The following is a 25,870-nucleotide window of genomic DNA, read 5'->3' as shown; positions in this document are numbered from 1 at the left end:
GGTTGGTTCCGGACCGAACCCTGGTGGCGCGATGTGCTGGAGTGCGACGGCCGATCTGGTGGCGGGCGTGGGTGTCACGGCGGTGGGCGTGGCGTGTGTGACGCAGGTGCGCGACCGCCGCGATCTGCCCCTGGCCGCCCTGCCGTTGCTGCTCGGCGCCCATCAGCTCGTCGAGGCGGCGGTGTGGCGCGCCGGAGGCGGCGGCGGGCCCGCGACCGTCGCCTGGGCCGTCATCGCCCTGCCCGTGCTCGCGCTGTACGTGCCGGTGGCGGTGGTGTGCGCCGCGCCCCGCCGCGCCCGCGGCCGCCTGCTGCCGACCCTGGCGGCCGGAGCGGTGACCGCCGCGTGTCTCGCGTACGCCATCGCGGTCGGCCCGGTGACCGCCGACATCCGCGGCCACACGGTCGGCTACGCGCTCGGTCTCTCGCACGGCGGCCTGCTGATCGCGGGCTATCTGCTGGCCACCGTCGGCTCCCTGCTGCTGTCCGGGGACCGCCGCCTGGTCGTCCTCGGGGCCGCGGTCGCGGCCGGTGCCCTGGGCTGCCTGCTGCTGTGGGAGCTGGAGTTCGTCTCCACGTGGTGCGCGTGCGCGGCCCTGTGCTCGGTGCTGCTGCTCGGCTGGGCGCGGGAACGCAGGACCCGGCGCCCGCCGGTGTCCGGGGGCGTTGTCAGTGGTGGCTCCTAGTCTGTGATCACTGGGCTCGCCGGAACGGCCGCGGGTCCGTCATGGGGAGGGGTCTGTCATGGCTGCCGCGTCTTCGACGTCGTCGACGTATCTGGAGCTGTCTCAGGACGGCGGCGGTGCGCACAAGTTCTACGAGGTCCTGGTCGACGGCCTGGTGGTGACGGTGCGCTACGGCCGGATCGGTGCCGACGGCCAGACGCAGACGACGACGTTCCCCACCGAGGACAAGGCCCGCGCGGCCGCGGCGAGGAAGGTGGGCGAGAAGGTCCGCAAGGGCTACGCCCCGGCGGTGCGCGGCGAGCGCGCCCCGCGCTCGGTGACCCGGCGTCAGGTGACCTCGGCCGCGTCCACCGCCCGCTCCGTCGCGCCGGTGCTGTGGCGCTTCCGCACCGGCTCGGCGGCGTTCGGCATCCACATCGACGACGACCACTGCTGGGTCGGCAACGAGGGCGGTGACGTGTACACCCTGGACCACGAGGGTTCCGTGCTCTCCCGGTTCAGCCTCCCGGACGGCGTGAAGTGCCTCGTCGCCGACGACTTCTGGATCTACGCGGGCTGCGACGACGGCAAGGTCTACGACCTCTCCTCCAAACTGCCCTTCGCCGCCTACGACATCGCCGCCGACGTCGACATCTTCTGGCTGGACATCCACGAGGGCGTCCTCGACGTCTCCGACCGGGACGGCCGCCTGACCGTCATCGACCACGAGGACGAGCACCAGTGGGCCCGCCGCAGCCAGGGCGAGCACGCCTGGATGGTGCGCGCCGACGACCGCGCCGTCTACCACGGCCACCACCGGGGCGTGACCGCCTACGCGCCCGACGGCAGCGGCGAGCTGTGGCACACCGAGACCCGCGGCAGCGTCCTGTTCGGCTGGCAGGAGGCCGACGCGGTCTACGCGGGCACGGGGCACCGCGTGGTGCAGCGCCTGGACAAGGCGACCGGCGCGATCGAGGCCACCTACGCCTGCGACAGCGCGGTGTACTCGTGCGCCACCTCGCCCGGCGGCCGGTTCGTCTTCGCGGGGGACTCCGCGTCGTCCGTGTACTGCTTCGACGAGCACGGCACGCGGCTGTGGAAGCTCGCGACCGGCGGCGGTTCGGCCCTGTCGATGCAATACCACGACGAGCGGCTGTACCTGGTGACCACGGACGGCTCCCTCGTGTGCGTGGACGCGAGCGAGGCGGCCATCGCCGCCGCGCAGCAGGGCACCGTCCCGGTGGCCCGCGACGTGAAGCTCGCCGCGGCCGTCCCGACGTACGCCCCGGCCACCACCGTGTCCGCCGTGGCCACGGTCTCCCGGGCGCCGAGCGGCTCGATCGTCGTGCAGTGCGTCCAGGACGGCGGCCGCCTGCGCGTGCAGGTCATCTCCGACGGCTACGAGACCGGCTGGAACGTCCAGTTCCCGCGGGCGATACGCGAGCCCGGCGCGCGCTACGTGGTCGACGGCCTGCACGCGGCCGCGGGCGGCTTCTACCGGGTGCGGGGCGACATCCGCCGACTGGTGTGACGGCGCCGGGCGACTTCGGCCGGGGTGGCGGTGCCCGAGGCGAGGCGGGCCGGGCACCGCAGGGAGCAGGGCCGGAAGTTACCCTGCTGGACGGCGCCGGGCCCGGCGCCCAGGACAGGAGCAGCAGCGTGGAACAGGGCAGGAACACGGGCGTCGACCGGGGGGTGAGCACGGGCGTGGGCGAGGGGACGGGCGCGGATGCCGGTGGTGTCGGCACCGCCGCCATGGAGCGGATCCTCGTCGTCGGTGTCACCGGCGCGGGCAAGTCGACGCTCGCGCGAGCGGTGGGCGAGCGGCTCGGCGTGCCGTTCCACGAGATGGACGCGCTGTACTACACGGGCCCCGACTGGGCGGTGAACGCCACGATCGCCGAGGACGTCGGGCGGATCGCCGCCGGCCCCCGCTGGATCATCGACTCGCTCGGCTACCCCGAGGTCCGCGACCAGCTGTGGGACCGCGCCGACACCGTGATCTGGCTGGACTACCCGCGACGGGTCGTCATGCCCCGGGTGCTGCGCCGCTCCCTGGCCCGCTCGGCCCGCCGCGAGGTGCTGTTCGGCGGCAACCGGGAGAGCTGGCGGGGCTGGCTCAGCCGGGAGCACCCGGCGTGGTGGGCCTGGTCGCAGTACGCCGGGCGCCGCCGCGAGCTGCGGCGCCGCACCGGCGACGCCCGCTTCGCCCCGCTCCGCACCCTCCGTTTCACCCACCCCCGCGCGACGGCCGGCTGGCTGGCCGGTCTGGCGCCCGCCGCGCTCAGGGAGAGACGCGCAGGGACGTGAAGCGCGGCCAGTCGGTGTCCGCCCGCTCGTTGCGGACGGCCAGGGACAGGCCGCCGTCGGTGCGCGCGCGGTCGGGCCGACGGGTGGTGCGTACGACCAGCGTGGTGCCGTCGACGGTGATGCGGACGGCCTTCGGCGTGACGCGCAGGGTCACCGTGCGTCCGGTCGACGGGCGCAGTCGTCTGCGGGCCGTGACGCGCCGCGCCGCGCCCCCGGGCCGCTCGGTCACCCGCAGCCCGGTCTTCGACACCGTGAGGAACAGCGGGTCCGGGCTGCCGTGGCCGACCTCGATGGAGGCACTGGAGTCCTGGCCGAGGAGGCGGTCGACCCGGGCCGTCACCCGGTAGGTGGACCAGTTGGCGGTGGCCATGGGCAGGAGGGCGCCCGAGACGTAGGTGCCCTGGTCGAGTCCCTCGCCGGTGAGGGCCGCCAGCCGTCCCCCCGGCGCCCTGCCGGAGAACCGCCACTGCCCGCCGTGGCGCAGCGGCTCCGGCACCTCGCCGGGGGTCCGGGAGGTCCACTCGCCGAGCTGCTCCAGGAACGCCGACCGGGTGGTGGTCCGCAGCACCTCCAGACGCTCCACCTGCCCGGCCGCGGCCGCGCGCGGACCGGCCGGCAGCCTTCCGGCGGAGGCGTTGGTGAGCGTGGAGTCGAACCGTTCGCGCAGCAGCCGTTCGAGGGTGGTGGTGTCCCGCCCCGCGCGGTCGCCGTCCGCCTCGGTCCCGGAGAACGGGTAGGCGAACAGCCGTGGCCTCGGCAGCTCGTGCCGGGCGAAGGCGCGCAGGGACCGGTCCAGGTCGTGTCCGACGCGGGCGCGGTACTCCGACTCGGTCTCCAGGCGCCGTTCGTCCTTCTTCCAGAGCCGGTTGGCGAGCACGGAGCCCCGATGTCCGGCGGCGTCGACCGCGGCGCGGGAGTGGCTGAGATGGGTGTGGTCCTGGAAGTCCCAGCGGCCCGTCCGGGCCATGCGGCCGATCTCGGACCAGGACAGGTAGTACGGCCGGTGGGTGCCCACCCTGCCGCTGATGAGGTACGACGCGGCGCGCATCCGGTGCCGGGCGAGGATCCGGTCGGCGTAGGTCCACAGCCCCCGCGTGCCGTCGTCGAAGGTGAGGTACACGCTGCGCGGCGCGGGGGAGCGGCCGGTGGTGAGGTAGCGGGTGAACTCCTCGGTGGACAGCGCCCGGTAGCCCGCCGCCTGAAGCGCGGACAGCTGCGCGTCGAGCTGGGCCGGGGTGAGGGTGTAGGCGCTGGTCCGCTCCGGATCGATGTCGTGATAGGCGAGTACCACCGGCGCGCTGCGGTGCGCGGGATCGGCGGGGGGCGCCCAGGCGTGCGCCTCGCGGTCGTCGTCCGACGTCCAGGGGTACGCCTCCGGACCGGCGGCCGGGATGCGGGCGGACACGGTGTGTTGCGTCGTCTCGTGGCGCCAGGCGGCGACGAACGGCATCGTCACGACGGCCGCGGTGAGGGTGCCGAGCGCGGCGCGGCGCACACCGCGGTACACGCGGGCTCTGCCGGGGGAACGGGGCACCGCGCGGGCCGTCACCGGGCACCGCCGCGGGTGAGCACGACGTAGTACAGGACGGCGACGGCGACGGCGGAGACGGCGGCGGCCGACCCCCGGCGGGCGCCGCGTGCCAGGCGGCGCAGGCGGGCGGCGATGGTGAGGGGGGAGGGCACGGCGAGGGTGACCGTGCCGACGGGACCGGCGGATCCGCGGGTGTCGCAGCGGGTGTCGGACCGGGCGTCGACGGGGCCGGACTCGGTGGGAGCGGAGGTGGTGCGGTGGGAGGCGGTGGAAGGTGAGGCGGCGGCCGAGCCGTCGGTGGCCTCGCCGGCCGTGGTGGCAGTGGTCATGCGGGCGTCCTCGTCCAGATACCTCGGCGGAGCGTGAAGGCGGCGTAGGGCAGCAGCCACGCCAGGACACAGCAGGAGAGCAGGCTCATCAGCGGGCGGTAGCGCCAGCGCCGGTCGCCCGGGTTGTCCAGCCGGAAGGCAAGTCCCCACAGGCAGCCCTTGAGCAGCATCCCGCACAGATAGAGCAGGGTGAGTCCGGCGGCCCAGTGCAGCGGCGCCCACACCAGGTGCAGGAAGACCAGGGCGGGGGCCGCCAGCACCCACAGGGCGTGGCCGTAGTAGAGCAGCGCCGGGAGCGGGCCGCGGCGCCACATGAAGGCGCCCGTGAAGAAGAGGTTGCGGATGAAGCTCTTCTTCCAGCGCACCTGCTGGTGCAGGAAGGGCCGCCAGCGCGCGGGCACGTTGGTCCACACGCGGGCGGAGCGGCTGTAGCCGACCAGCCAGCGCCGCTCCGGGTGGTCGTGCCCGGCGACGAACGGCGAACTCGCGTGCCGCTGCTTGAGCGCGCGCCCCCGCCAGGCCTGGCCCAGCACGTATCCCGTCAGCTGCCGGTCGGTGGCGAAGCGGAAGGGGGCGCCCGCGAACCGGTCCTCGGCCCAGGCGGGAAGGTAGTTGTAGACGGCTTCGCGGCGGAACGCGGCGAGCGGTCCGGAGACGCAGGAGACCGCGCCGAACGCCGACTCGGCCGCCTTGGAGATGCGGAACTGGCCCTCGTACCAGACGTCCTGGACGCGTGTCAGCACGCTGGCGCCCGGGTTGAGCGCCCGGCAGTGGCCGCTGACCGCGCCCAGTTCGGGGTGGCGGACCATGGCCAGCACGCAGAGCCGGACCGCGTCGGGGGCCACGACGCAGTCGGAGTCGGTGAACACCAGCACGTCCCCGTCGGCCACCGCGCAGGCCCGCACGAGGGCGGCCTTCTTGCCCACGTTGCGGGGGAGATGGATGACGGTGACGGCGAGTTCGGCCGCGAGCGCGTCGAGGACGGCGCCGGTGCCGTCGGTGGAGCCGTCGTCGACCACGACGATCTGCAGGTCGGGGTGGTCGGAGGCGGCCATGGACCGCACGCACCGCTCGACGTTGTCCACCTCGTCCTTGACCGCGAGCAGGAAGCTCACCCGCGGGCGGTCGGGGAGCGGGGGGAAGTCCTCGTGGCCGCGGGCCCGTCGGCGCAGCGTGCGCACGGCGGGGTCGTCGTACTGCGTGTAGGCGAGGTAGAGCAGCAGGGTGGCGCCGGTCAGCACGGCCAGGCCGTACCAGGCGACCGGGTCCGAGCGGTACGGCAGCCGGACCGCGCGGTGGGCGATCAGCAGCAGCGCGGGCAGCAGCGCGGTCACCGTCAGCAGCCGTACGACACCGGCCCGTTCGCGCGGGTCCAGGGAGTCGAGGGCGCGGCCCAGCCGGGCGCGGAGCCGGCGCCCGAGCAGGGACGCGGCCGGGGTGCCGGTGGCGGCGCTCACCTGGTGCCGGCCGGGGCGTGGGGGCGTACGCGCTGCCGGGTGTCGAGCACCCGGGGCACGGTGTCGAGCCAGTCGAGATCGGTGCCCGGGTGGACGGTGTGCACGATCACCAGGTCCCACTCCGTGTCCTGCGGCCGGGCGACCGAGACGAGGTCCCGGCCGTCCACGGTGAGGGTGGGGACGTGGCCGTCGCTGTAGTGGGCGTCCGTTCCCTGGTCCCTGAGGAGCGACAGCAGCCGCAGGGCCGGGGATTCGCGGACGTCCGACACCCCCGCCTTGTAGGCGACGCCGAGCACCAGCACCCGGGCGCCGGCCGGCACCAGGCCGTCGGCGGCCAGCAGTTCGGCGGCCTGTCCGGTGATCCGCGCGGGCCGCTCGCGCAGCGCGCGCATGGCGGTGTGCACCAACGGCGCGGACGTGCCGTCCCCCGGTAGCCGGCCGAGGAGGTAGTACGGATCGCACGGGATGCAGTGGCCGCCCGCGCCGGGGCCCGGATAGAAGGGCATGAAGCCGTACGGCTTGGTGCCCGCGGCCTCGATCACCGGGATCGGGGACAGGCCGAGGTGCCCGCACGCGTCGGACAGTTCGTTGGCGAGGGCGATGTTGACGGCCCGGAAGACGTTCTCCCACAGCTTCGCCATCTCGGCGGTCTCGGGGCCCTGGACCTCGTGGATCCGGGAGGCCGTGGGGCGCAGCAGGAGGGCGGCGGCCCGGGTGCTCAGCGGTCCGGCGCCGCCGACCACCCGGGGCGTGCGCTCCGGGGTGTGCGTCGCGTTTCCCGGGTCGATGCGCTCGGGCGCGAAGGCGACCAGCACCTCCTGTTCGGCGGTCAGCTCCCGGCGGGCGAGCGGTTCGAGAAGCAGTTCGCGGGTGGTGCCGACATGGCTGGTGGAGGTCAGGACGAGCAACTGGCCCGGGACCGCCCGTTCCACGACGGTGGCGCAGGCCGCGCGGAGCGCCGCGAGGTCGGGCTCGTACGCGGGCGTGACGGGGGTGGGCACGCAGACGATCACCGCGTCGGCCTCGCGCAGTACGTCCGTGTCGGTGGTGAGCAGGAAGTCGCCCGCGCTCTCGGTGCAGGCGAGCGCCGCGTGCTGGGCGGGCAGCAGGTCCACGGAGCCGGTGCGGATGTCCCGCAGCCGCCGCTCGCTGACGTCCAGTCCGAGGACGGTGGCTCCGGCGGCCCACAGGGAGAGGGCGGTGGGCAGTCCCACATAGCCCAGGCCGACGACGGCCACGGCCAGGCCGCGCAGCGGCTTGTCGCCGTCGTCCGGCGCGGCGAGGCGGTCGGCCCAGCCCGCGAGAGCCGGGGCGGACGTGTCCTCGGCCATCGCGTCGGGGGCCTGGGCCGCGGAGGTCGCAACGAGGGGCACTCCGAGTTGCGTAATAGTCATAAAGTGGTATCTAAGGGTTCTTTAAGGTCGCAGGGTGCGGGGTGGGGCGAGTGTCAGAAACGTTTCGCCTGAACGGCGGACTGGTTGGCGCGGAAGCGTTCGTCGCGCGGGGCTCTGTCTGACAAGATGTCAATCATGCAGCGGAGCTGAACCGTCCGGCCTCATCAGGCGCAACGACCTTCACGGAACGACCACCGCGCATCGACGACTCCTGTGAAAATCAGGCGCTACGCTCGCGGGCGGCGACGGCCGACGGTGGCCCGGCCACCGCGGCGCGCGCTTCCTGCCCCTTCGGAACAGGAGACTCGGTGTGCATGACGGCGACGTAGTGGTGATCGGTGGCGGCTACGCGGGCGTCCGGCTGGCGAAACGACTCGACGAAACGGCCCGCGTCACGCTGGTGGACCGCAAGGAGGTCTTCTTCCACCGCATCGCCTCGCTGCGCGCCGGGGTGCGCCCGGACTGGAGCCAGGCCCCCTTCATCCCCTACGACCGGCTGCTGCGCAACGGCCGGGTGACGCTCGGGAAGGTGGTCCGTCTCGACACCGCCGCACGGCAGGTCGTGCTCTCCTCCGGCGAGCGGCTGAACTACGACGTCGTCGTGATCGCCACCGGCGCCGACTACCCCGAACCGGCCCGCTTCAACGGCACCACCACCGAGGAGGCCGCCGAGTCGTTCGCGGTGCACCAGCAGAAGATAGCCGGCGCCGACCGCGTCCTGATCGTCGGCGGCGGTCCCTCCGGCGTCGAACTGGCCGCCGAGATCCGGTTGTCCCGCCCGGACGCCCACGTGACCCTCGCCCACTCCGGCGGCGCCCTGCTGCACGGCACCGGCAGCGCGCGGGCCGGCCGCAAGGCCCAGGCGTGGCTGGAGTCCCACGGCGTGGAGGTGCGGCTCGACTCGTTCATGGCGCCGGGCTCCGACTTCGGCACCTACCGGGACGCGCGCGGCACCGTCATCGAGGCCGACCTGTCGTTCTGGGCGACCGGCACCACCCCCAACACCCTGTGGCTGCGCCTGGCCGGGCACGGTGACTGGCTGGACCCCTCCGGGCATGTGAAGGTCGACCGGATGCTGCGGGTCGAGGGGTGGCTGGAGGTCTTCGCGGTGGGCGACGTGAACGACGTCGGCGAACTGAAGGTCAGCCCGGCCGCGCTCGCCCAGGCCGAGGTCGCGGCCCACAACATCCGCATCTACCTGAGCGGTTCGGGCCGCCATCGCAAGCAGCAGCGGTCCTACCGGCCCGTCCGCCGCACCCCCCTGATCGTCCCGTTCGGCCCGGCCGACGGCGTGACCATGCTCCCCGTGCCCGGCGGCGACCGCGCCGTCCTCGGCGGCCGCGCGACGACACTCGCCAAGGCCAAGAGCCTGAAGGTCCCCCTCATGCGCAAGGAACTGGGCTATTCGGAGGTCTGACCCCGTCAGGTTGTCGGCGGCGGAGTGTCGATTCGGTGGCGGCCCGTTCGTCGGTGGGGTGAAAAGCCCCACGAACACCGGGAGGAACCATGAAGTACATGCTGCTGGTCTGCGGCGACGACACCGCCGACGCCTCGGGGATGGCACCCGTCGAACCCTGGGTCGAGGAGCTCGGCGACCGCCGGGTGCGGCTGCACGGCCACCGCCTGCGGCTGCCCGCCGACGCCGTCACCGTCCGGGTGCGCGGCGGCGAGGTGCTGCGCACGGACGGCCCCTTCGCCGAGACGAAGGAGTACGTGGCCGGGTTCGACGTCATCGAGTGCGACAGCCTGGAGGAGGCGGTCCAGGCCGCCGCGAAGCATCCGGTGGCGAGCGTCGGCGCGATGGAGGTGCGCGCGTTCTGGGACGAGGGCGACGACCTGGACGTCCAGGGCACGATCCGCCGCCTCGACGCGGAACTGACCGAGGCGCTGCGGGACCGTGACGTGGAGCGGGCGCTTGCCTGCTACGCCCCCGACGCGGAGGTCTTCGACCTGGCGGGCGGCCCGGACCGGCACGGCGTCGAGGACCTGCGCAAGTCCTTCGAGGCCTTCCTCGCCGGCACCACGGGGCCGGTGACCCGCGAGGTCGTGGAGTTCCGCGTGCACGTCGACGAGAGCATCGCCTTCGGGCACGCCCTCGTCCGCCTGCGCGGCGTGCGCGCGGACGGCGGCGCGCTCGACGACCTGGTCCGCGTCACCACGGGCTACCGCAACGCGGGACTCGCCTGGCGGATCGCCCACGAGCACGTGTCGGCGCCGCTCGACGGCGGGCCCGCGGGCCCACGGCCGTGAAGTACGTGCTGTTCCTGTGCGCTCCGGCCGGCGACGAGGAGACGGCCGACGGCCTCCTCGACGCCGGCCCGCGTACGGCCGACTGGTGTGCCGACGGTCCCGGCCGCGGCGCGGACCCGCGGCTCGCGGCGTACGCCGACGAGGTGCGCCGCCGCGCCGCGGGCCGGGGCGGGGCCCGGCTGCGTACCGGCGCGGACGCCACCACCGTGCGTGTGCGGGACGCCGAAGTCCTGCTCAGCGACGGGCCGTTCACCCGGGCCGACGCCTATATCGCCGCGTTCGACGTGGTCGAGGTCGCCGACCTGGACGAGGCGATCGCCCTCGCGGCCCGGCACCCGGCCGCGCTCGGCGGCGGCGCGGTCGAGGTACGGCCGGTGTGGGAGTGAGTGGGACGGGCGAGGGCGAGGAAGGGGGTCCGGCGGCGGGCGCCTCCGCCGAGGAAGCTGTCGCCGACGCCTCCGCCGAGGAAGCCGTCACGGACGCCTCGGCCGAGGAAGCCGTCGCCGACGCCTCCGTCGAACGAGTCGTCGCCGACGCCTTCCGCGGAGAGTGGGGCCAGGTCGTCGCGACGCTGATCCGGCTGACCGGCGACTGGGACCTCGCCGAGGAGTGCGCCCAGGACGCCTTCGCCCAGGCACTTGACCGGTGGCCGCGCGACGGCGTGCCGCGCCGGCCCGGCGCCTGGCTCACCACGACCGCCCGCAACCGGGCCCGGGACGTGCTGCGGCGGCGGGCGCTGGGCGCCGAGAAGCTCAAGGAGGCGGCCGTGCTGGCCCGCGACGACGAGCCGTACCACCCGGGACCCGACGGCGACGGCGACGACGACGTGTCGGACGACCGGCTGCGGCTGATCTTCACCTGCTGCCATCCCGCGCTGCCCATCGAGGCCCGGGTCGCGCTCACCCTGCGCACCCTGGCCGGGCTCACCACCCCCGAGATCGCCCGCGCGTTCCTGGTCCCGGAGGCGACGATGGCCCAGCGTCTGGTGCGCGCCAAGCGGAAGATCCGCAACGCCGGGATCCCGTACCGGGTGCCGCCCGCCCATCTGCTGCCCGAGCGCACCACCGGCGTCCTCGGCGTGCTCTACCTGCTGTTCAACGAGGGGTACGCGGCCACCGAGGGCGCCGACCTCGTGCGCCGGAACCTGTGCGCGGAGGCGATCCGGCTCGCCCGGCTGCTGGCGCGCCTCATGCCCGACGAACCCGAGGCGCTCGGACTGCTCGCGCTGCTCCTGCTGCACGACGCCCGCCGCGAGACGCGTACCGACGCGGCGGGCGACCTGGTGACCCTGGAGGACCAGGACCGCTCGCGCTGGGACCGGGCCGAGATCGACGAGGGGACCGCCCTCGTCGAGTCGGCGCTGCGCCGTGGCAGCCCCGGCCCGTATCAGATCCAGGCGGCCGTCTCCGCGTGTCACACCGGTGCGGCGACGGCGGCGGACACCGATTGGGCCGACATCGCGGCGCTCTACGGCGAACTGCTGCGGCACGTGCCCACCCCGGTCGTACGGCTCAACCGTGCCGTCGCGGTCGGCATGGCCGAGGGTCCGCAGGCCGGGCTCGACCTGGTGGCGGAGCTGGAGCGGGAGGGCGACCTGGCCGCCTACCATCTGCTGCCGGCCACCCGAGCGGATCTGCTGCGACGGCTGGGACGGGGGCAGGAGGCGGCTCAGGCGTACGCGCGGGCGCTGCGGCTCGCGGAGAACGAGGCGGAGCGGCGGTTTCTGCGGCGGCGGCTGGAGGAGTGCGGGGGCGCCTCGTAGCGGTCGTCGGCGGCCTCGGCGTGTTCCTTCGCGCAGTTTCCCGCGCCCCAGTCGGAGTGGCATCGCACGCGTGTGCCTCTTCGTGCGGGTGCGTCGGGGCTGGTCGCGCAGTTCCCCGCGCCCCTTTCGGGGACGTGTCTGCGGGCCGGTCCAGCGGTCAGGACGCGCCCCGCAGCGAAGCCTCCGGCTCCGGTGCCGTCGCCACCGAGTCGAGGAAGGCGTCCACCAGGTCGTGGGCGCGGCGGCGGGACTCCTCGCGTCGTTGCCGGGTCTCGGACATCAGGTCGGCGGCGTCGAGCCCGTGTGCGGCTGCCTCGGCCGTGCCGCCCAGGTCCAGCCACATCCGCAGGGTCGGCTCGGCCAGCTCGGGGTGGAACTGCACGGCCAGCGACCGCCCGGTCCGGAAGGCCTGCGGGCCGACCGCGCTCCGGGCGAGTTCGACGGCGCCCGGCGGCACGGTGAAGCGGTCGAAGTGCCACTGGAACCACGGCCCCGCCGGGACCAGCTCCGGCGCCGCGGTGTCCACCGGCGTCCAGCCGATCTCGGGGCGCGGAGCGCGCTCGACCGACCCGCCCAGGGCCGTGGCCAGGGCCTGCGCGCCGAAGCAGATGGCCAGGACGGGCACGCCCGCGCGGTGGGCGCCGCGCAGCAGCGCCAGCTCGCCGTCGATCCAGCGCCCCACCTTGTCGCGGTCGTAGACGGACCAGGGAGCGCCGAGGGCGAGCACCAGGTCGTGTTTGCCGACCGCGGGGAAGCCGAAGTCCACCACCGGGTCGCCGTACCGCTCGGCGGGGACGATCGTCCGCTCGTCGAGGTCGTAGCCCCGCTCCACGAGCCGCTCGCCGACCGGTCCGGGCAGCGACGCGTGGTCGTGGCGAAGAACGAGGGCACGCACGTGGTTTCCCCTTCCTGGCCGGAACGGGCGTCCGGCACGGCATGTCGTTTGGGGGCAAACGTACAACATGTCACGGACCGCCACCCCTCCCCGCCTCAAGGCCCGCTCGACCGCCCCCGGCTACGGTCTGTGCCCAGCCCGGTCCCGTGCGGCTGCCCGGCGCCGGGACGCGACCGCCCTACGCAGTGAGGCCACTGACCATGCCCTTCCTCGTGGCGATAGCGATCTACGCGGTGCGGATAGCGCGCAGCCCCCTCGATCTGCGCCTGAAACGACGGCATGCCGGCCCCCTGACGGTGGCGGCGCTCGGCGTGACGATCTATCTGGCCTGGGACTGGCTCCAGCCGGACGGCATCGCCCGCGCCGACTTCATCGGGGAGTTCTGCGGGGTGGCCGCCGTCTACCTCATGACCTGCTCCCTGGTCCTGGCCACCCGGCTGCGCCCGCTGGAGCAGTGGTTCGGCGGCCTGGACCGCATGTACTTCTTCCACAAGCAGTACGCGATCTGGTCCTTTCCGCTGCTCTTCCCGCACGCCCTGATCACCGGCGGCGACAAGGAGGAGGGCACGGCGGCGCAGTACTCCACGGAGGTGGCCGTGGCCCACGAACTGGGGGCCTTCGCCTTCATGATCCTGCTGCTGCTCGTCGTGATCTCGCTCGCCCGGGTCGGGCGCCTGCTGCGGCTGCGCCACGCATGGTGGCTGTTCCTGCACCGGCTGACCGGCCTGCTGGTCATCGCCGCCCTGGTGCACGGCTGGATCCTGGACCCCGTCATCGACGGATCACCGGTCCTCAGGGCCCTGTACTGCCTGATCGGCGCCGTGGGCACGGCGGCGTACGCCTACGACGAGCTGATCATGCGGCGGCGCGCCCCGAAGGCCGCGTACGTGGTGAGCGCCGTGGACCGGCCCGCGGACGACGTCGTCGACCTCGTCCTCACCCCCACCGCCCCGGCCCCGCTCGCGGTGCGCGGCGGACAGTTCGTCTATCTGCGGGTGGGCGGGCACCGGGCCTGGCGCGAGCATCCCTTCACCGTCGCCGGGGTCGGCCCCGACGGCTCGGTCCGGCTCACGGTGCGGGCCCTGGGCCGCGGCACCCGGCGGCTCTACGCCGACCTGGCCACCGGCGCCCCGGCCACCCTCACCGGGCCCTACGGCATGTTCGACCACACGGTCGGCGGCGCCCGCCAGATCTGGATCGCGGGCGGCATCGGCATCGCCCCGTTCCTCGGCTGGATCACCGACCGCGCGGACCGGGACCTGCCCCGTGCCGACCTGTTCTACTGCACCCGGACCGCGGACGACGCGCCCTTCCTGCCGGAACTCGCCGAGGAGGTCGAGCGGCATCCCGGGCTCAGCCTGCACGCGGTGCACAGTCATCGGCACGGACGGCTGACGCTGAAGGAGATCCTCACCGTCACCGGCCCGCTCCCCGCCGACGTGCACGTCTTCCTGTGCGGGCCGGCCAGGATGGTCGCGGACCTCTCCCTCGCGCTGCGCCGGCACGGTCTCTCCCGCCATCATGTGCACGCCGAGCATTTCGCCTTCCGTTGAACCGCGAATCCGCAGGCCACCCGTGCCTTCGGGCGACGCGGCCCGCGCGCGCCGATGCGCCCGGCGCGCGCCACGGCCGGGAAGCTGATGTCCTGGGACATGACGTGGTCGTAGCCGTTCGCGGGAGAAAGCGCATGAGGAGCTACCGAGTCGCCCAAGTGACCGTCCCCGGCGGGGCCTTCGAGATCGCCGAGCGGGAGGTGCCGCAGCCGGGCTCCGGACAGGTGCGGATCGCCGTCGAGGCCTGCGGGATCTGCCACAGCGACGTCCTGTTCGTGAACGCGGCCGTACCCGGGGTGAGCCTGCCGGTGGTACCCGGGCACGAGGTCGCGGGCCGCATCGAGGAGCTGGGGCAGGGCGCGCGGGAGTACGGCTGGCAGGTCGGCGACCGGGTCACGGTCGGCTGGTTCGGCGGCAGCTGCCTGCACTGCGAACAGTGCAGGCGGGGCGATTTCATCGTCTGCGAGAACCTCAAGGTCCCCGGCTGGGCCTACGACGGCGGATTCGCCGAGGCCATGATCGCGCCGGTCGACGCGCTGGCCCGGATCCCGGACGCGCTCGGGCCGGTCGACGCCGGGCCGATGGCCTGCGCGGGCGTGACGACGTACAACGGGCTGCGGCGCAGCTCGGCCCGGCCCGGCGACGTCGTCGCGGTGCTCGGCATCGGCGGGCTCGGCCACCTCGGTGTGCAGTACGCCGTCGCCATGGGCTACGAGACCGTGGCGATCGCCCGTGGTGAGGAGAAGGCCGAACTCGCCAAGCGGCTCGGCGCCCACCACTACATCGACAGCACGGCGGGCACCCCCGTCGCGTCCGCCCTGCAGAACCTCGGCGGCGCCAAGGTGGTCCTGGCCACGGCCGGCAACTCCGAGGCCATCACGGCGGCCGTGGACGGCCTGACCCCGCGCGGCGAACTGGTCGTGCTCGGCGCGGACACCGAGCCGCTCGGCATCGCGCCGCTGCAGCTGATCCTGAGCGGCCGGGTGGTGCGCGGCCATCCCTCCGGCACGGCCCAGGACGTGCAGGACACCCTCGACTTCAGCGCGCTGCACGGCATCCGCCCGACGACCGAGGCCGTGCCGCTGGACCAGGCCGACGCGGCGTACCAACGGATGCTCAGCGGCGCCGCCCGCTTCCGGATGGTCCTCACGACGGGCTGAACCCCGGGCGCCGGGAGCCTTCGGCGGGGTCGGCGCGGCTCCCGGTGACGCCCTTCTCACCCCACGTGCCCCAACGCCCCCCGGCCGCCCCGCCGCTGCTTCTTCTTGGCTCGTTCTTTTCCCACTGGCCAGAACCGACGCGGTACCTTCCGCGTCGTACGGCAAGAGTGCCGTTGTACGGGGCCGTGCGGCCTGACCTGTGGGGGAGTACGTGAGCAGCGAGATCTACTTCAGCAACAACTACCGGGACCTGTGCGTGCGCGACGGCACGGGCGCGGGGTTCCAGTTCGAGTTCTCGTGTGCGCGTTGCTACGACACCTGGCGCTCGCCGTTCGAGCCCTACGGCGGGGAGCGCGCCGCGACCTGGCTGGGCAAGGGTGTCGACGCCGCCTGGGGCCTGCTCGGCCGGACCGGCACCGGTCTGTCGTCCGCCGCGGACGGCCTGGCCGGCGCGGGGTGGGGCCGCTCCCGCGACACCGCGTTCCAGCGGGCCATCGACAACGCCCAGGGCCACTTCAACCGTTGCGCCCGCTGCACCGACTACGTCTGCGGCCGCTGCTGGAACGCCGCGCAGGGCCTGTGCCTGCGCTGCGCCCCGGACACCGCGGCCGAGGCGATGGCGGCCCAGCAGCGGGGCCTGAACGACATGGCCTCGCAGCGGGCGTACGCCGCCGGTCAGCAGGCCGGTCAGTCCTACGACCCCAACACCCCACGCCAGTTGGTGTGCCCGAACTGCCGGACCGAGACGCGGGGTGCGGCCTTCTGTTCCGGCTGCGGCTATCACCTCGCCCAGTCCCCGCAGTGTTCCTCGTGCTCCGCCGCGCTGCCGGAGGGCGCGGCCTTCTGCCCGGGGTGCGGAACGCGACGCTAGGGCGGGTGTACGGGACCCCGCCCCGGTCGCCCGGGGCGGGACCGTGCGGGCGGCCGCGTGTGCGGCCGCCCGGTGTCAGGCCGAAGTGCCGCCCGAGTAGTCGCTGTTGAAGGTGGTCTCGATGGTGGTGGCCACCGACTGGGCCACCCCGGTGCCGGTGAGGATGATGCCCAGCTCACGGTTGTTGCTGAGCGAGTTGCTGCTGATGTTCATGGAGCCGGCCTCCACCTCCTGGGTGGACAGGCCGTAGTCGGCGACCATGGCCTTGGCGTGGATGTAGAAGCCGTTCGGGTCTGAGTAGCCGACGACCTTGCCGCCCGCGGCCTTGATCGCGGAGACCTGGGTCGAGTAGCTCGACGGGGACTCCAGGACCACGCGGACGGTGACGCCCGCGTTGGCGCGCGCCACGATGGCGTTGACCACCGTGCTGTCGGAGAACTCCAGTTCCTCGACGTCGAGGGTCTTCGTGGCGGCGTTGATGAGGCTCACCAGGCGGCTGCGGGAGTCGGTGGGGGACCACAGCAGGTGGTCGCCGTCGGTGGGGGTGATCGACGTGCCGGCGTAGTCGGCGTTGAACACCTTCTCGATCGCGGCCACGTCGCGGGTGTCGTCGGTGAAGACGCCGTAGTCGCGGCCGGTCGAGTAGTACTGCGAGGTCAGGTTGCCGGTCAGGACCAGAGACTTGGTGGCGTCGACCGTGATGGTCTTCTGGTGGGTGTAGACGAAGCTCGACGGCGACCACACCACCCCGATGCCGGCGTTCTTCAGGGAGGTGTAGGCCGAGCTGTTGGCCGACTGGTGCGCGTTGTCGAGCACGACCCGCACGGTGACGCCCTTGTTCTTCAGGGCTATGAGGTCGTTGACGGCCGTGGTGTCCTCCAGCTCGTACATCGTCATGTCGAGGGAGGTGGTGGCGGAGTTGATGAAGTCGTAGATGGTGGGCTGGCTGCTGCTCAGCGAGAAGGCGAACGCCGTGTAGCTCGCCGCGTTGGCGGGGAACGCGGTGGCGACGACGGCGGCACCGGCGGCGAGGGCGACACCGGCCCGGCCGAAGATCCTGGACTTCCACAACATGCGTGACTCCTGGTGGGGTTGAGGCGCGAGTTCTGTGGGGGAACGCGTGTGGAGGGTGGCGCGGGCATGACACCACGCGCGTAGAACGCCGAGAAAGAGCGCCGCGGTGAACACGGCGTGACGTGCCGTCCGGCCGGGCGAACGACGGCCGGTTCGCCCAGGTCGGGGGCGTGCGGGACGGTGCGGGGCGAGCGCAAAATCTTCGTATGCCCCTGCCTTGGGACCGGTCACCCCGGCCTCCGGGGCCCGCACCCGGGCAGGGAGAATCGGTCACATGTCAGAGGGATCGAACGAGGCGGACAGCCGGCTGGCCAGGATCGAGCGGCTGCTGGAGGCCGGTGAGCAGGAGGTGGCCCCGGCGTGGCGGCGGGCCACACGCGGAGAGCCGCGCTGGGCGGTCACCGCGGTGATCGCGATCGCGGTCGGACTCCAGACCCTGGTGCCGCACCGGCTCGCCTTCCAGCCCTACTGGGCCCTGCCGGCCCTCGAAGTGGTGCTGCTGGCGGGCCTGGTGGCCGCCAACCCCCGCCGCGTCGAACCGCGCGCCCGGTGGCTGCGGGGCCTCGGCCTCGCCCTGATGGGTGTGATCAGCCTCGCCAACGGCTGGGCCGCGGTCCGGCTGGTCCTCGACCTGGTGCACGGCACCGACGGCCTGGACGCCGTGCCGCTGCTGCTGACCGGTGGCGGCATATGGCTGACGAACGTCATCGTGTTCGCGCTGTGGTACTGGGAGTGGGACCGCGGCGGTCCCCGGGCCCGCGCCTGCGGGGAGCGGCAGTACGCCGACTTCCTCTTCGTGCAGATGCAGAGCCCCGAACTCGCCGAGCCGAACTGGGAACCGGCCTTCCTGGACTACCTCTACCTGTCGTTCACCAACTCCACCGCCTTCAGCCCCACCGACGTGATGCCGCTGTCCCGCTGGGCGAAGATGCTGATGATGCTCCAGTCGTCGGTGTCGCTGGTCACCGTCGTGCTGGTGGTGGCCCGCGCGGTGAACATCCTCAAGTGACCTCGCCGTGCCCGCTTCACGGGGGCCGCGGCCGTGCCCGCCGCGTTGTCACCCCGGCACGAAGCGTGGCCGTGGCGGACTCAACTTCCGCTCATACCCACGGTTGTCCGGTCGTTCGCTGCCATATTCGAAGACCCCTTCGGAGGTGGCCGTGGCTACAGAGACGACAGAGGTGACCACAGCACGCGGGACGCGTCCGGTGCCGTACGTTCCGGGCGGCACCGCCGACCGCATCGCCGACCTGGCGCACCGCCGTACCCGGGCGATCGCCCGGGACCGGCCGCGCCGGCGCGGCGCGCTCGGGGCCCGGGAGCGCATCGAACGGCTGCTGGATCCGGGCTCGTTCAGCGAGACCGGCCTGTTCGTCCGGGCCCGCTCCGGCGCACCCGCCCTGCCCGGAGCGCGGCCCACCGACCCGGACGACGACGCGGCCCGGCCCTACGGCGACGGCGTGGTCACCGGATACGGCACCGTCGACGGCCGGCCGGTGTGCGTCTTCGCCCAGGACCCGGCCGTGTTCGGCGGCAGCCTGGGCGAGGCGTTCGGCGAGAAGACCGTCGCCCTGATGGACCTCGCGCTGAAGACGGGCTGCCCGGTCGTCGGACTCAACGACTCCGGCGGGGCGCGCATCCAGGAGGGCGTCAACTCGCTCGCCCTGTACGCCGAACTCGTCCGCCGCAACGTCGCCGCCTCCGGGGTGATCCCCCAGATCTCCGTCGTCCTCGGCCCGTGCGCGGGCGGCGCCGCCTACTCCCCGGCCATCACCGACCTCACCGTGATGGTCGACGGCGCCTCCCACATGTTCGTCACCGGCCCCGACGTCATCCACGCCGTCACCGGCGAACGCACCACCGCCGAGGAGCTCGGCGGCGGACGCGCCAGCAACACCCTGAGCGGCAACGCCCACTTCCTCGCGGCCGACGAGCAGGAGGCCCTCGACACCGTCCGCGAACTGCTGGCCTACCTGCCCGCCAACACCCTGGAACAGCCCCCCGAGTACACGCCCGCGCCGCCCGCCGGCAGCCCCGGGACACTGGACGGGATCGTGCCCGACCGGCCCGGCCAGGGCTACGACATGCGGGACATCCTGACCGCCGTGGTCGACGACGGCGAACTGACCTACGTCCACGAGCTGTTCGCGCCGAACATAGTCTGCGCCCTGGCCCGGGTGGAAGGCCGCTCGGTCGGCGTCGTGGCCAACCAGCCGCTGCACGCGGCCGGCGTCCTCGACATCGACGCCTCCGAGAAGGCCGCGCGTTTCGTGCGGTTCTGCGACGCGTTCAACCTGCCCCTGCTCACCTTCGTGGACGTCCCCGGCTATCTCTCCGGCGTCCGCCAGGAGCAGGCCGGCGTCATCCGCCGCGGCGCGAAACTCCTGTACGCCTACGCCGAGGCCACCGTCCCCAAGGTCACGGTCGTCATCCGCAAGGCGTACGGCGGCGGTTACGCGGTGATGGGCTCCAAGCACCTCGGCGCCGACGTCAACCTCGCCTGGCCCTCCGCCCGGATCGCCGTCATGGGCGCCGAGGGAGCCGTCGGCGTGCTGCACCGGCGCGAACTCGCCGCCGCCGACGACCCCGAGGGACTGCGGGCCGCACTCGTTGCTGCCTACGAGCACACCCACGGCACGCCGTACCTCGCCGCCGAACGCGGCTATGTCGACGCCGTCATCGCCCCGCGCGAGACCCGCGCCCACCTCTGCCGGGCCCTGCGCGCGCTGCGCGGCAAGCGCGCACCCCTGCCGCAGCGACGGCACGGCAACATCCCGCTCTGAGGCGCCCGTTCACGCGCCCGGGGCCGCCCCACGCCGACCTGCGCCCCGGCCTCCCGCCCCGCCGAGCCGCACCGGCCCGTCTCCCGCACCCACCACCGCCCAGGCCCCTGCTCATGCCCCACCCCACCGGTCCTGCCCCACAGGCCCGACCCGCGACATGAGGAGCCCCGCCCGATGGACAGCCGCCGTATCCCGACCCCGCCCCGCACCCTGCCCGAGCAGGTGACGCACTGGGCCCGCACCCACCCGGAGCGCCCCGCCTTCACCTACGCCGACCACCCCGGCCCGCACGCCCGCGGCGTCCACCGCACCCTGACCTGGGGCCGCCTGGAGATCCGGGTACGGGCCCTGGCCGCGCGCCTCGCCGCCAAGGCCGAACCAGGCTCCCGCGTCGCCCTGTTGTGCCCCCAGGGACTCGACTACGTCACCGCGTTCCTGGCCGTGCTCGCCGCCGGCCAGGTGGCCGTACCGCTGTACCCGCCGGGGCTGCCCGGACAGACCGAGCGGCTCGCGGGCATCCTTGCCGACGCCAGCCCGCAGGTGGTGGTGACCACCCTGGAATCCCTCGCCGAGGTACGGCGGTTCTGCGCGGAGACCATGACCGCGGACGCCGTGCCCGCCGACGTCGGGCGCATCGCCACCGCCCCCGTGCCCGCGACCGTGCCCGCGACCGGCGAACCCGGGACTTGGGACGGCCGCCCGGCGATCGTGACGGCGGACCGGGTACCCGACACCGCGGCCCGGAACGCGTCCGCGGCCCCCGCGCCCGCCGAACACGCCGCCGCCTACCTCCAGTACACCTCCGGATCGACCCGGGCGCCCGCGGGCGTGGAGATCACCCACGCCAACGTCGTCGCCAACGCCCGCCAGGCACTGACCGCCTACGGCGCCGACACCGCCCCGGTGACCTGCGTGGGCTGGCTGCCCCTCTACCACGACATGGGCCTCGTCCTCAGCGTCGCCGCCCCCGTCGTGCGCGGGCTGCTCTCGGTGCTCATGGACCCGGCCGCGTTCCTCCAGCAGCCGGTGCGCTGGCTGCGGTTGCTCGGCGCCTACCCGCGCACCGTGAGCGCGGCGCCCAACTTCGCCTACGACTACTGCGCCGCCGCGGTCACCGAGGTACAGAAGGCCGACCTGCGGCTGGACCAGGTCGCCGCCCTCATCAACGGCAGCGAACCCGTCCGCGCCGCGACCGCCGACCGCTTCCACGCCGCGTTCGCCGGCCGCGGGCTCGCCGCCGGCACGCACTGCCCGTCGTACGGCCTCGCCGAGGCCACCGTCTTCGTCAGCGCGGCCCGCCCCGGCGAGCCGCTGCGCCGGTTCGCGCTCGACCGGGACGCCCTCGCCGCGGGCAAGGCGCTGCCCGCGCGCGCCGACGACCCGGGTGCCGCCCTGCTCACCGGCTGCGGCACCCCGGCGGGCCAGCGGGTGCGCATCGCCGACCCGGCGACGGGCGCCGCCCTGCCCGAGGGAGAGGTCGGCGAGATCCAGGTGCAGGGCCCGAACGTCGGCCGCGGCTACTTCGGCCGGGACGGCCTCACCGCGAAGGTCTTCGGCGGGGCACCCGACGGCGCCGGACCTGACGACGACGGACCCGACGGCGGCGGTCCTGACGGCGACGGACCCGACGGCGGCGGTCCTGACGGCGGCGGTCCTGACGGCGCCGGACCCGACGGCGGCGGTCCTGACGGCGGCGCACGCCGCCCCGCCCCGGCCTCCGCCCGACGTCGCCCCGCCCCGGCCTCCGCCGGACGCGGCCGCTGGCTGCGCACCGGCGACCTGGGCACGGTCCTGGAGGGTCAACTCCTGGTCACCGGGCGGCTGAAGGACCTGATCATCGTCGACGGCCGCAACCACTACCCGCAGGACGTGGAGGCCACCGTCCAGGAGGCGCACCCCGCCGTGCGCCGGGACCGGCTCGCCGCCTTCGCGCTGCCCGCCGACCGAGAGGACGGGGCCCGGCCCGGCGGGGCAGGCGAGCGGACCGTCGTCGTCGCCGAGCACACCCGGGCCACCTCCCTCGCCGAACTCGACCTGCCGGACCTGGTGCGGGCCGTGCGCGCCGCCGTCTCCGCCCGCCACGGACTGCGCCTCGCCGACGTGGTCCTGGTGCCGCCCGGCACCGTCCCGCGCACCTCCAGCGGCAAGGTGTCCAGAGCCCTCACCCGCGCCCGGTACCTGGAAGGTGCCTATCGCCACGCCGGGCCGGGAGCCGACGCGGGAGCCGACGCCGCGGCCGGGGAGACACCGTGACCGCCGACGACTCCTGGCGCCACATGCCCCCGAACGCGGCGCCCTTCGAGGCGGCCACGGGCGAGGCGCCCGCCACGGCTCCCGCTCCCGCGACAGCCCCGGCCCCCGACGCCGAAGCACTGCGCCGCCTGCTCGCCGAACGCGTCGCGGCCTGGGGCGGCCTCGCCCCCGCCGACGTACCGCTGGACCGGCCCCTCACCGAACTCGGCATGTCCTCGCGGGACGCGGTGATCCTGGCCGCCGAACTCTCCGGGCTCACCGGCCTCGACCTGCCGCCGACCCTGCTGTGGGACGCGCCCACCGTCGAGGCCCTGGTGACCCACCTGTGCGACGCGACGCCCGCCCCCTGCGCACCCCGGCCGCGCGCCAAGTCCGGCGCGCACAGCGGTCGTACGGACCCGTCACCGCTGCCGACCGCCCCGCTGCACGGCCCGTACGCCGAGCCCGTGGCCGTCATCGGGGTGGGCTGCCGGCTGCCCGGCGGGGTGCACGGCCCGGCCGACTTCTGGCAGCTGCTCGGCGACGGCGGCGACGCGATCCGCCGCGTCCCGGAGGACCGGTGGCGCGACTTCACCGACTTCCCGCCCGCCGAGGCGCCCCCGCGCGGCGGATACCTCGACGACGTCGCCGGGTTCGACGCCGACTTCTTCCGGATCACCCCGCGCGAGGCCGCCGTGCTCGACCCGCAGCAGCGCATCCTGCTGGAGGTGGTGCACGAGGCGCTCGACCACGCGGCCGTCCCGGCCGCCTCCCTGGCGGGCACCGCGACCGGCGTCTTCGTGGGCGTGTCCGCGTCCGAGTACGGCCAGTTGACCGGAGCCGACCCGGCCGCCGTCGACCCGTGGGCACCCGCCGGCGCCGCCCTCTCCGTCACCGCGGGGCGCCTGGCCTACGTCCTGGACACCCGCGGACCGAGCCTCGCCGTCGACACGGCCTGCTCGTCGTCCCTGGTGGCGGTCCACCACGCCTGCGTCAGCCTGCGCACCGGCGAGAGCGACACGGCGATCGCCGCGGGCGTCAACGTGCTGCTGTCACCCACCGTGGGCGTGGCCTTCGGACGGGCCGGGGTCCTCGCGCCGGACGGCCGCTGCAAGCCGTTCGCGGCCGCCGCGGACGGCATCGGGCGCGCCGAGGGCTGCGCCGTCGTCCTGCTCAAGCGGTTGTCCGACGCGGAACGCGACGGCGATCGCGTCCTCGCGCTCATCCGCTCCACCGCGGTCAACTCCGACGGTCGGTCCAACGGCCTGATGGCCCCTCACCCCGAAGCGCAGCGCGCCCTGTTGCACACCGCCTACGTGCGCGCCGGGCTCGATCCCGTGCGCGTCGACTACGTCGAGGCGCACGGCACCGGCACCCCGCTGGGCGACCCCATCGAGGCGGACGCCCTCGCCACGGTGCTCGGCGCGGACCGCGACCCCGATCAGCCGCTGCTGCTCGGCTCGGTCAAGGGCAACCTCGGCCACCTGGAGTCGGCGGCCGGGGTCACCGGACTGGTCAAGACGGTGCTGGCCCTGCACCACGACCGCATCCCGCCGTCCCTGCACAGCGCGGCCGGCACGGCGCTCGGCGACCCGCGCCTGCGCCTGGTCACCTCGCCCGAACCGTGGCCCCGCTACGACGGCACCGCCCGCGCGGGCGTCTCCGCCTTCGGCTTCGGCGGCACCAACGCCCATGCCGTGCTGGAGGAGTACCTCCCCGTGGGCCCCGCCCCGCACCCCGGCCCGGAATCCGCCTGCCACGTCTATCCGCTGGCCGACGCGGACGCGGGCCGCGTCCGGGACACCGCCGGCCGCCTCGCCGCCTGGCTGCGCACACCGGACGGCGCCCACGCCGACCTCGCGGACGTGGCCCGCACCCTCGCCGGCCGCACCGGCCGGGGTCCCGCACGGGCCGCAGTCACCGCCCGCGACCGGTCCGAACTCGCCCATTCCCTGGACACGTTGGCCGACGGGCGGGCCGATCCGCGGGTGGCCACCGGGGAACGGGACCTGGCCGGACGCGGCGCGGTGTGGGTCTTCTCCGGTCAGGGCAGCCAGTGGCGCGGCATGGGCCGACGGCTGCTCGCCGAGGAACCCGCCTTCGCGGCCGCGGTCGAGGAACTGGACGCCGTGATCCGCCCCTTGTGCGGGGTCTCCCTCCACGCCCACCTCGCGACCGGTGGCGCGCTCGACCGCCTGGAGGTCGCGCAGCCCGTGCTGTTCGGGATCCAGGTGGCCCTCGCCCGGCTGTGGCGGTCCTACGGCGTGTCGCCCGCGGCCGTGATCGGGCACTCGGTGGGCGAGGTCGCCGCCGCCGTGTGCGCGGGCGCCCTCGATCCGCGTGCGGGGGCCCGGGTCGTCGCGGAGCGGTCCCGGCTGCTGGCCGGGCTGCACGGCGGCGCCATGGCGGTCGTCGACCTGGCCGACGCCGAACTGGACGCCGTGGAGGCAGAGTTCCCCGGTCTGTACGTCGCCGTGCACAACTCGCCCCGGCAGAAGGTCGTCTCGGGCGCGCAGGCGCAGGTGGAGCGGCTGGTCGAGCGGCTGGCGCGGCAGGGGCGGGCGGCCCGCTCCCTGCGCGTCTCCGGAGCCGGGCACTCGCCCCAGGTCGACCCGCTGCTGCCGACGTTGCGGAAGGCGCTGGCCGACGTGCGGGGCGGCCCGGGGGAGGTGCCCGTCTACTCCACCGTCCTGGACGACCCGCGCGCCACCAGCCTGTTCGACGCCGAGCACTGGGCCGCCAACCTGCGCCGCCCGGTCCGTCTCGACCGGGCCGTGGCCGCCGCGCGGGCCGACGGCCACACCGCCTTCCTGGAGATCTCCCCGCACACCGTGCTCGCCGGTGCCCTCCTGGACACCGCGCCCGACGCCCTCGTGCTCGGCACCCTGCGCCGTGACGCGGACACGGCGGCGGAGTTCGGCGCCCGGCTCGGCGCCCTCTACGCGGCGGGAGCGGACCTGCCGCCGCCCACCGGACACGTCATCGACCTGCCGGGGCCGCGCTGGCGGCACGTCCGCCACTGGTGGACCGACGGCCGTCCACGCCACGGCCGCGGGACCGGCCGGGCCGGCGCACCAGGCCTGCGGACCGCCGAGTTCACCGCGGCCACCCCACCGGCCACCCCGCCGACGGCCCCGCTGACCGCCCCACCGACCGCCCCACCGGACCGGCCCACCGACCGGACGGCGCCCCACCCGTCCCCGCTCGACCCGACGACGCACCACCCCGCCCCCCTCGACCCGGCCGCGCCGCGCCCCGCACCCCCCGATCCCGAGGCCATACCCGCCCGGCTGAGCCACCACATCGCCGCCGTCACCGGGCATCCCGAGGCCCGGATCACACCCGGCACGGCCGTCGCCGACCTCGGTCTCGACTCCCTGATGGCGGTCCGCGTCCGCGCCGCCCTGCAACACGAGTTCGGGATCGAGATCGCCCTGCGCGAGCTGCTCACCGCGGCCACGGTGGGCGAGGCCGCCGCCCGCCTCCAACAGCCGCCGCGCACCCGGCCGCAGGACGCCACCCCCACGCCGGGCGCCCGGTCGCAGGACGCCACCCCCACGCAGGGCGCCCGGTCGCAGGACGCCACCCCCACGCCGGGCGCCCGG

20 protein-coding genes are annotated in these 25,870 nt (G+C 74.6%); 14 read left to right on the top strand and 6 right to left on the bottom strand.

Features of this window, described 5'->3' with window-relative positions; translation table 11 throughout:
- Window positions 1-31: 31 nt before the first annotated feature.
- From WN71_RS29005 to WN71_RS28995, 3 genes are all read left to right on the top strand, one after another.
- Window positions 32-685 (top strand): DUF6629 family protein, encoded by a 654-nt coding sequence (locus WN71_RS29005; protein ID WP_046592643.1) that lies wholly within the window; start codon window positions 32-34, stop codon window positions 683-685.
- 58 nt (window positions 686-743) lie between these two features.
- Window positions 744-2,195 (top strand): WGR domain-containing protein, encoded by a 1,452-nt coding sequence (locus tag WN71_RS29000; RefSeq protein ID WP_046592644.1) that lies wholly within the window; start codon window positions 744-746, stop codon window positions 2,193-2,195.
- 224 nt (window positions 2,196-2,419) lie between these two features.
- On the top strand, window positions 2,420-2,974 hold the full coding sequence (locus WN71_RS28995; protein WP_046592674.1) for an AAA family ATPase: 555 nt from the start codon (window positions 2,420-2,422) through the stop codon (window positions 2,972-2,974).
- Here WN71_RS28995 and WN71_RS28990 read toward each other — a convergent pair.
- From WN71_RS28990 to WN71_RS28975, 4 genes are read right to left on the bottom strand one after another with little or no spacing between them, the layout of a single operon-like run.
- Complete coding sequence (locus tag WN71_RS28990) at window positions 2,949-4,481, bottom strand: polysaccharide deacetylase family protein (protein ID WP_240529803.1); 1,533 nt, start codon at window positions 4,479-4,481, stop codon at window positions 2,949-2,951. The genes WN71_RS28995 and WN71_RS28990 overlap by 26 nt on opposite strands.
- A gap of 38 nt (window positions 4,482-4,519) precedes the next feature.
- A complete protein-coding gene (locus WN71_RS28985; protein ID WP_046592646.1) occupies window positions 4,520-4,834 on the bottom strand; it encodes a hypothetical protein in 315 nt (104 codons plus the stop codon).
- Window positions 4,831-6,291 carry a glycosyltransferase family 2 protein gene (locus tag WN71_RS28980; RefSeq protein ID WP_079178184.1) on the bottom strand — a complete coding sequence of 487 codons (1,461 nt, stop codon included), beginning with the start codon at window positions 6,289-6,291 and terminating at the stop codon, window positions 4,831-4,833. Before WN71_RS28980 ends, WN71_RS28985 begins: the two co-directional genes overlap by 4 nt.
- On the bottom strand, window positions 6,288-7,664 hold the full coding sequence (locus WN71_RS28975; protein ID WP_240529802.1) for a nucleotide sugar dehydrogenase: 1,377 nt from the start codon (window positions 7,662-7,664) through the stop codon (window positions 6,288-6,290). Before WN71_RS28975 ends, WN71_RS28980 begins: the two co-directional genes overlap by 4 nt.
- Window positions 7,665-7,995: 331 nt before the next feature.
- Here WN71_RS28975 and WN71_RS28970 point away from each other — a divergent pair, with 331 nt between their 5' ends.
- From WN71_RS28970 to WN71_RS28955, 4 genes are all read left to right on the top strand, one after another.
- A complete protein-coding gene (locus WN71_RS28970) occupies window positions 7,996-9,102 on the top strand; it encodes an NAD(P)/FAD-dependent oxidoreductase (RefSeq protein ID WP_046592647.1) in 1,107 nt (368 codons plus the stop codon).
- A gap of 89 nt (window positions 9,103-9,191) precedes the next feature.
- Entirely contained in the window at window positions 9,192-9,935 is a 744-nt protein-coding gene (locus tag WN71_RS28965; RefSeq protein WP_046592648.1) for a nuclear transport factor 2 family protein, read from the top strand.
- Window positions 9,932-10,321, top strand: coding sequence for a YciI family protein (locus tag WN71_RS28960; RefSeq protein ID WP_046592649.1), 390 nt, complete (start codon window positions 9,932-9,934; stop codon window positions 10,319-10,321). The genes WN71_RS28965 and WN71_RS28960 overlap by 4 nt, the downstream gene beginning before the upstream one ends.
- Before the next feature lie 185 nt (window positions 10,322-10,506).
- Complete coding sequence (locus WN71_RS28955) at window positions 10,507-11,697, top strand: sigma-70 family RNA polymerase sigma factor (RefSeq protein ID WP_240529805.1); 1,191 nt, start codon at window positions 10,507-10,509, stop codon at window positions 11,695-11,697.
- Between the two features lie 157 nt (window positions 11,698-11,854).
- On the opposite strand, the gene WN71_RS28950 is transcribed toward WN71_RS28955, so the two are convergent.
- Window positions 11,855-12,592 carry a type 1 glutamine amidotransferase gene (locus WN71_RS28950; protein WP_046592650.1) on the bottom strand — a complete coding sequence of 246 codons (738 nt, stop codon included), beginning with the start codon at window positions 12,590-12,592 and terminating at the stop codon, window positions 11,855-11,857.
- Window positions 12,593-12,792: 200 nt separating this feature from the next.
- Here WN71_RS28950 and WN71_RS28945 point away from each other — a divergent pair, with 200 nt between their 5' ends.
- The 3 genes from WN71_RS28945 to WN71_RS28935 all read left to right on the top strand — a co-directional run bounded on the left by WN71_RS28945 (window position 12,793) and on the right by WN71_RS28935 (window position 16,176).
- Window positions 12,793-14,145 (top strand): ferredoxin reductase family protein, encoded by a 1,353-nt coding sequence (locus WN71_RS28945; protein WP_046592651.1) that lies wholly within the window; start codon window positions 12,793-12,795, stop codon window positions 14,143-14,145.
- Window positions 14,146-14,279: 134 nt separating this feature from the next.
- Window positions 14,280-15,305 carry an alcohol dehydrogenase gene (locus WN71_RS28940; RefSeq protein ID WP_046592652.1) on the top strand — a complete coding sequence of 342 codons (1,026 nt, stop codon included), beginning with the start codon at window positions 14,280-14,282 and terminating at the stop codon, window positions 15,303-15,305.
- A gap of 211 nt (window positions 15,306-15,516) precedes the next feature.
- A complete protein-coding gene (locus WN71_RS28935) occupies window positions 15,517-16,176 on the top strand; it encodes a zinc ribbon domain-containing protein (protein WP_046592678.1) in 660 nt (219 codons plus the stop codon).
- A 75-nt stretch (window positions 16,177-16,251) separates the two neighbouring features.
- Here WN71_RS28935 and WN71_RS28930 read toward each other — a convergent pair whose 3' ends face one another.
- Window positions 16,252-17,250, bottom strand: a complete 999-nt coding sequence (locus WN71_RS28930; RefSeq protein ID WP_046592653.1) for a phospholipase D-like domain-containing protein — start codon at window positions 17,248-17,250, stop codon at window positions 16,252-16,254.
- 274 nt (window positions 17,251-17,524) lie between these two features.
- On the opposite strand from WN71_RS28930, the gene WN71_RS28925 reads away from it, so the two are divergent.
- From WN71_RS28925 to WN71_RS28910, 4 genes are all read left to right on the top strand, one after another.
- Window positions 17,525-18,259 carry a DUF1345 domain-containing protein gene (locus tag WN71_RS28925; protein WP_046592654.1) on the top strand — a complete coding sequence of 245 codons (735 nt, stop codon included), beginning with the start codon at window positions 17,525-17,527 and terminating at the stop codon, window positions 18,257-18,259.
- A 172-nt stretch (window positions 18,260-18,431) separates the two neighbouring features.
- Window positions 18,432-20,033 (top strand): acyl-CoA carboxylase subunit beta, encoded by a 1,602-nt coding sequence (locus WN71_RS28920; RefSeq protein ID WP_046592655.1) that lies wholly within the window; start codon window positions 18,432-18,434, stop codon window positions 20,031-20,033.
- Window positions 20,034-20,207: 174 nt separating this feature from the next.
- Window positions 20,208-22,286, top strand: a complete 2,079-nt coding sequence (locus WN71_RS28915) for a fatty acyl-AMP ligase (protein ID WP_046592656.1) — start codon at window positions 20,208-20,210, stop codon at window positions 22,284-22,286.
- Window positions 22,283-25,870: type I polyketide synthase (locus tag WN71_RS28910; protein WP_240529801.1), on the top strand; the 3,588-nt coding region annotated here is incomplete at its 3' end. The genes WN71_RS28915 and WN71_RS28910, both read left to right, overlap by 4 nt.

The organism is Streptomyces mangrovisoli, assembly GCF_000974985.2.
Taxonomy (GTDB): domain Bacteria; phylum Actinomycetota; class Actinomycetes; order Streptomycetales; family Streptomycetaceae; genus Streptomyces; species Streptomyces mangrovisoli.
Note: the sequence above shows the minus strand (reverse complement) of the source record. Positions and strands in the feature narration are given on the sequence as shown.

Bases quoted from the DNA above. Each gene is read 5' to 3' on its own strand.
- WN71_RS29005 (WP_046592643.1), top strand. From the start codon at position 32: ATGTGCTGGAGTGCGACGGCCGATCTGGTGGCGGGCGTGGGTGTCACG.
- WN71_RS29000 (WP_046592644.1), top strand. From the start codon at position 744: ATGGCTGCCGCGTCTTCGACGTCGTCGACGTATCTGGAGCTGTCTCAG.
- WN71_RS28995 (WP_046592674.1), top strand. From the start codon at position 2,420: ATGGAGCGGATCCTCGTCGTCGGTGTCACCGGCGCGGGCAAGTCGACG.
- WN71_RS28985 (WP_046592646.1), bottom strand. From the start codon at position 4,834: ATGACCACTGCCACCACGGCCGGCGAGGCCACCGACGGCTCGGCCGCC.
- WN71_RS28965 (WP_046592648.1), top strand. From the start codon at position 9,192: ATGAAGTACATGCTGCTGGTCTGCGGCGACGACACCGCCGACGCCTCG.
- WN71_RS28945 (WP_046592651.1), top strand. From the start codon at position 12,793: ATGCCCTTCCTCGTGGCGATAGCGATCTACGCGGTGCGGATAGCGCGC.
- WN71_RS28940 (WP_046592652.1), top strand. From the start codon at position 14,280: ATGAGGAGCTACCGAGTCGCCCAAGTGACCGTCCCCGGCGGGGCCTTC.
- WN71_RS28930 (WP_046592653.1), bottom strand. From the start codon at position 17,250: ATGTTGTGGAAGTCCAGGATCTTCGGCCGGGCCGGTGTCGCCCTCGCC.
- WN71_RS28925 (WP_046592654.1), top strand. From the start codon at position 17,525: ATGTCAGAGGGATCGAACGAGGCGGACAGCCGGCTGGCCAGGATCGAG.
- WN71_RS28915 (WP_046592656.1), top strand. From the start codon at position 20,208: ATGGACAGCCGCCGTATCCCGACCCCGCCCCGCACCCTGCCCGAGCAG.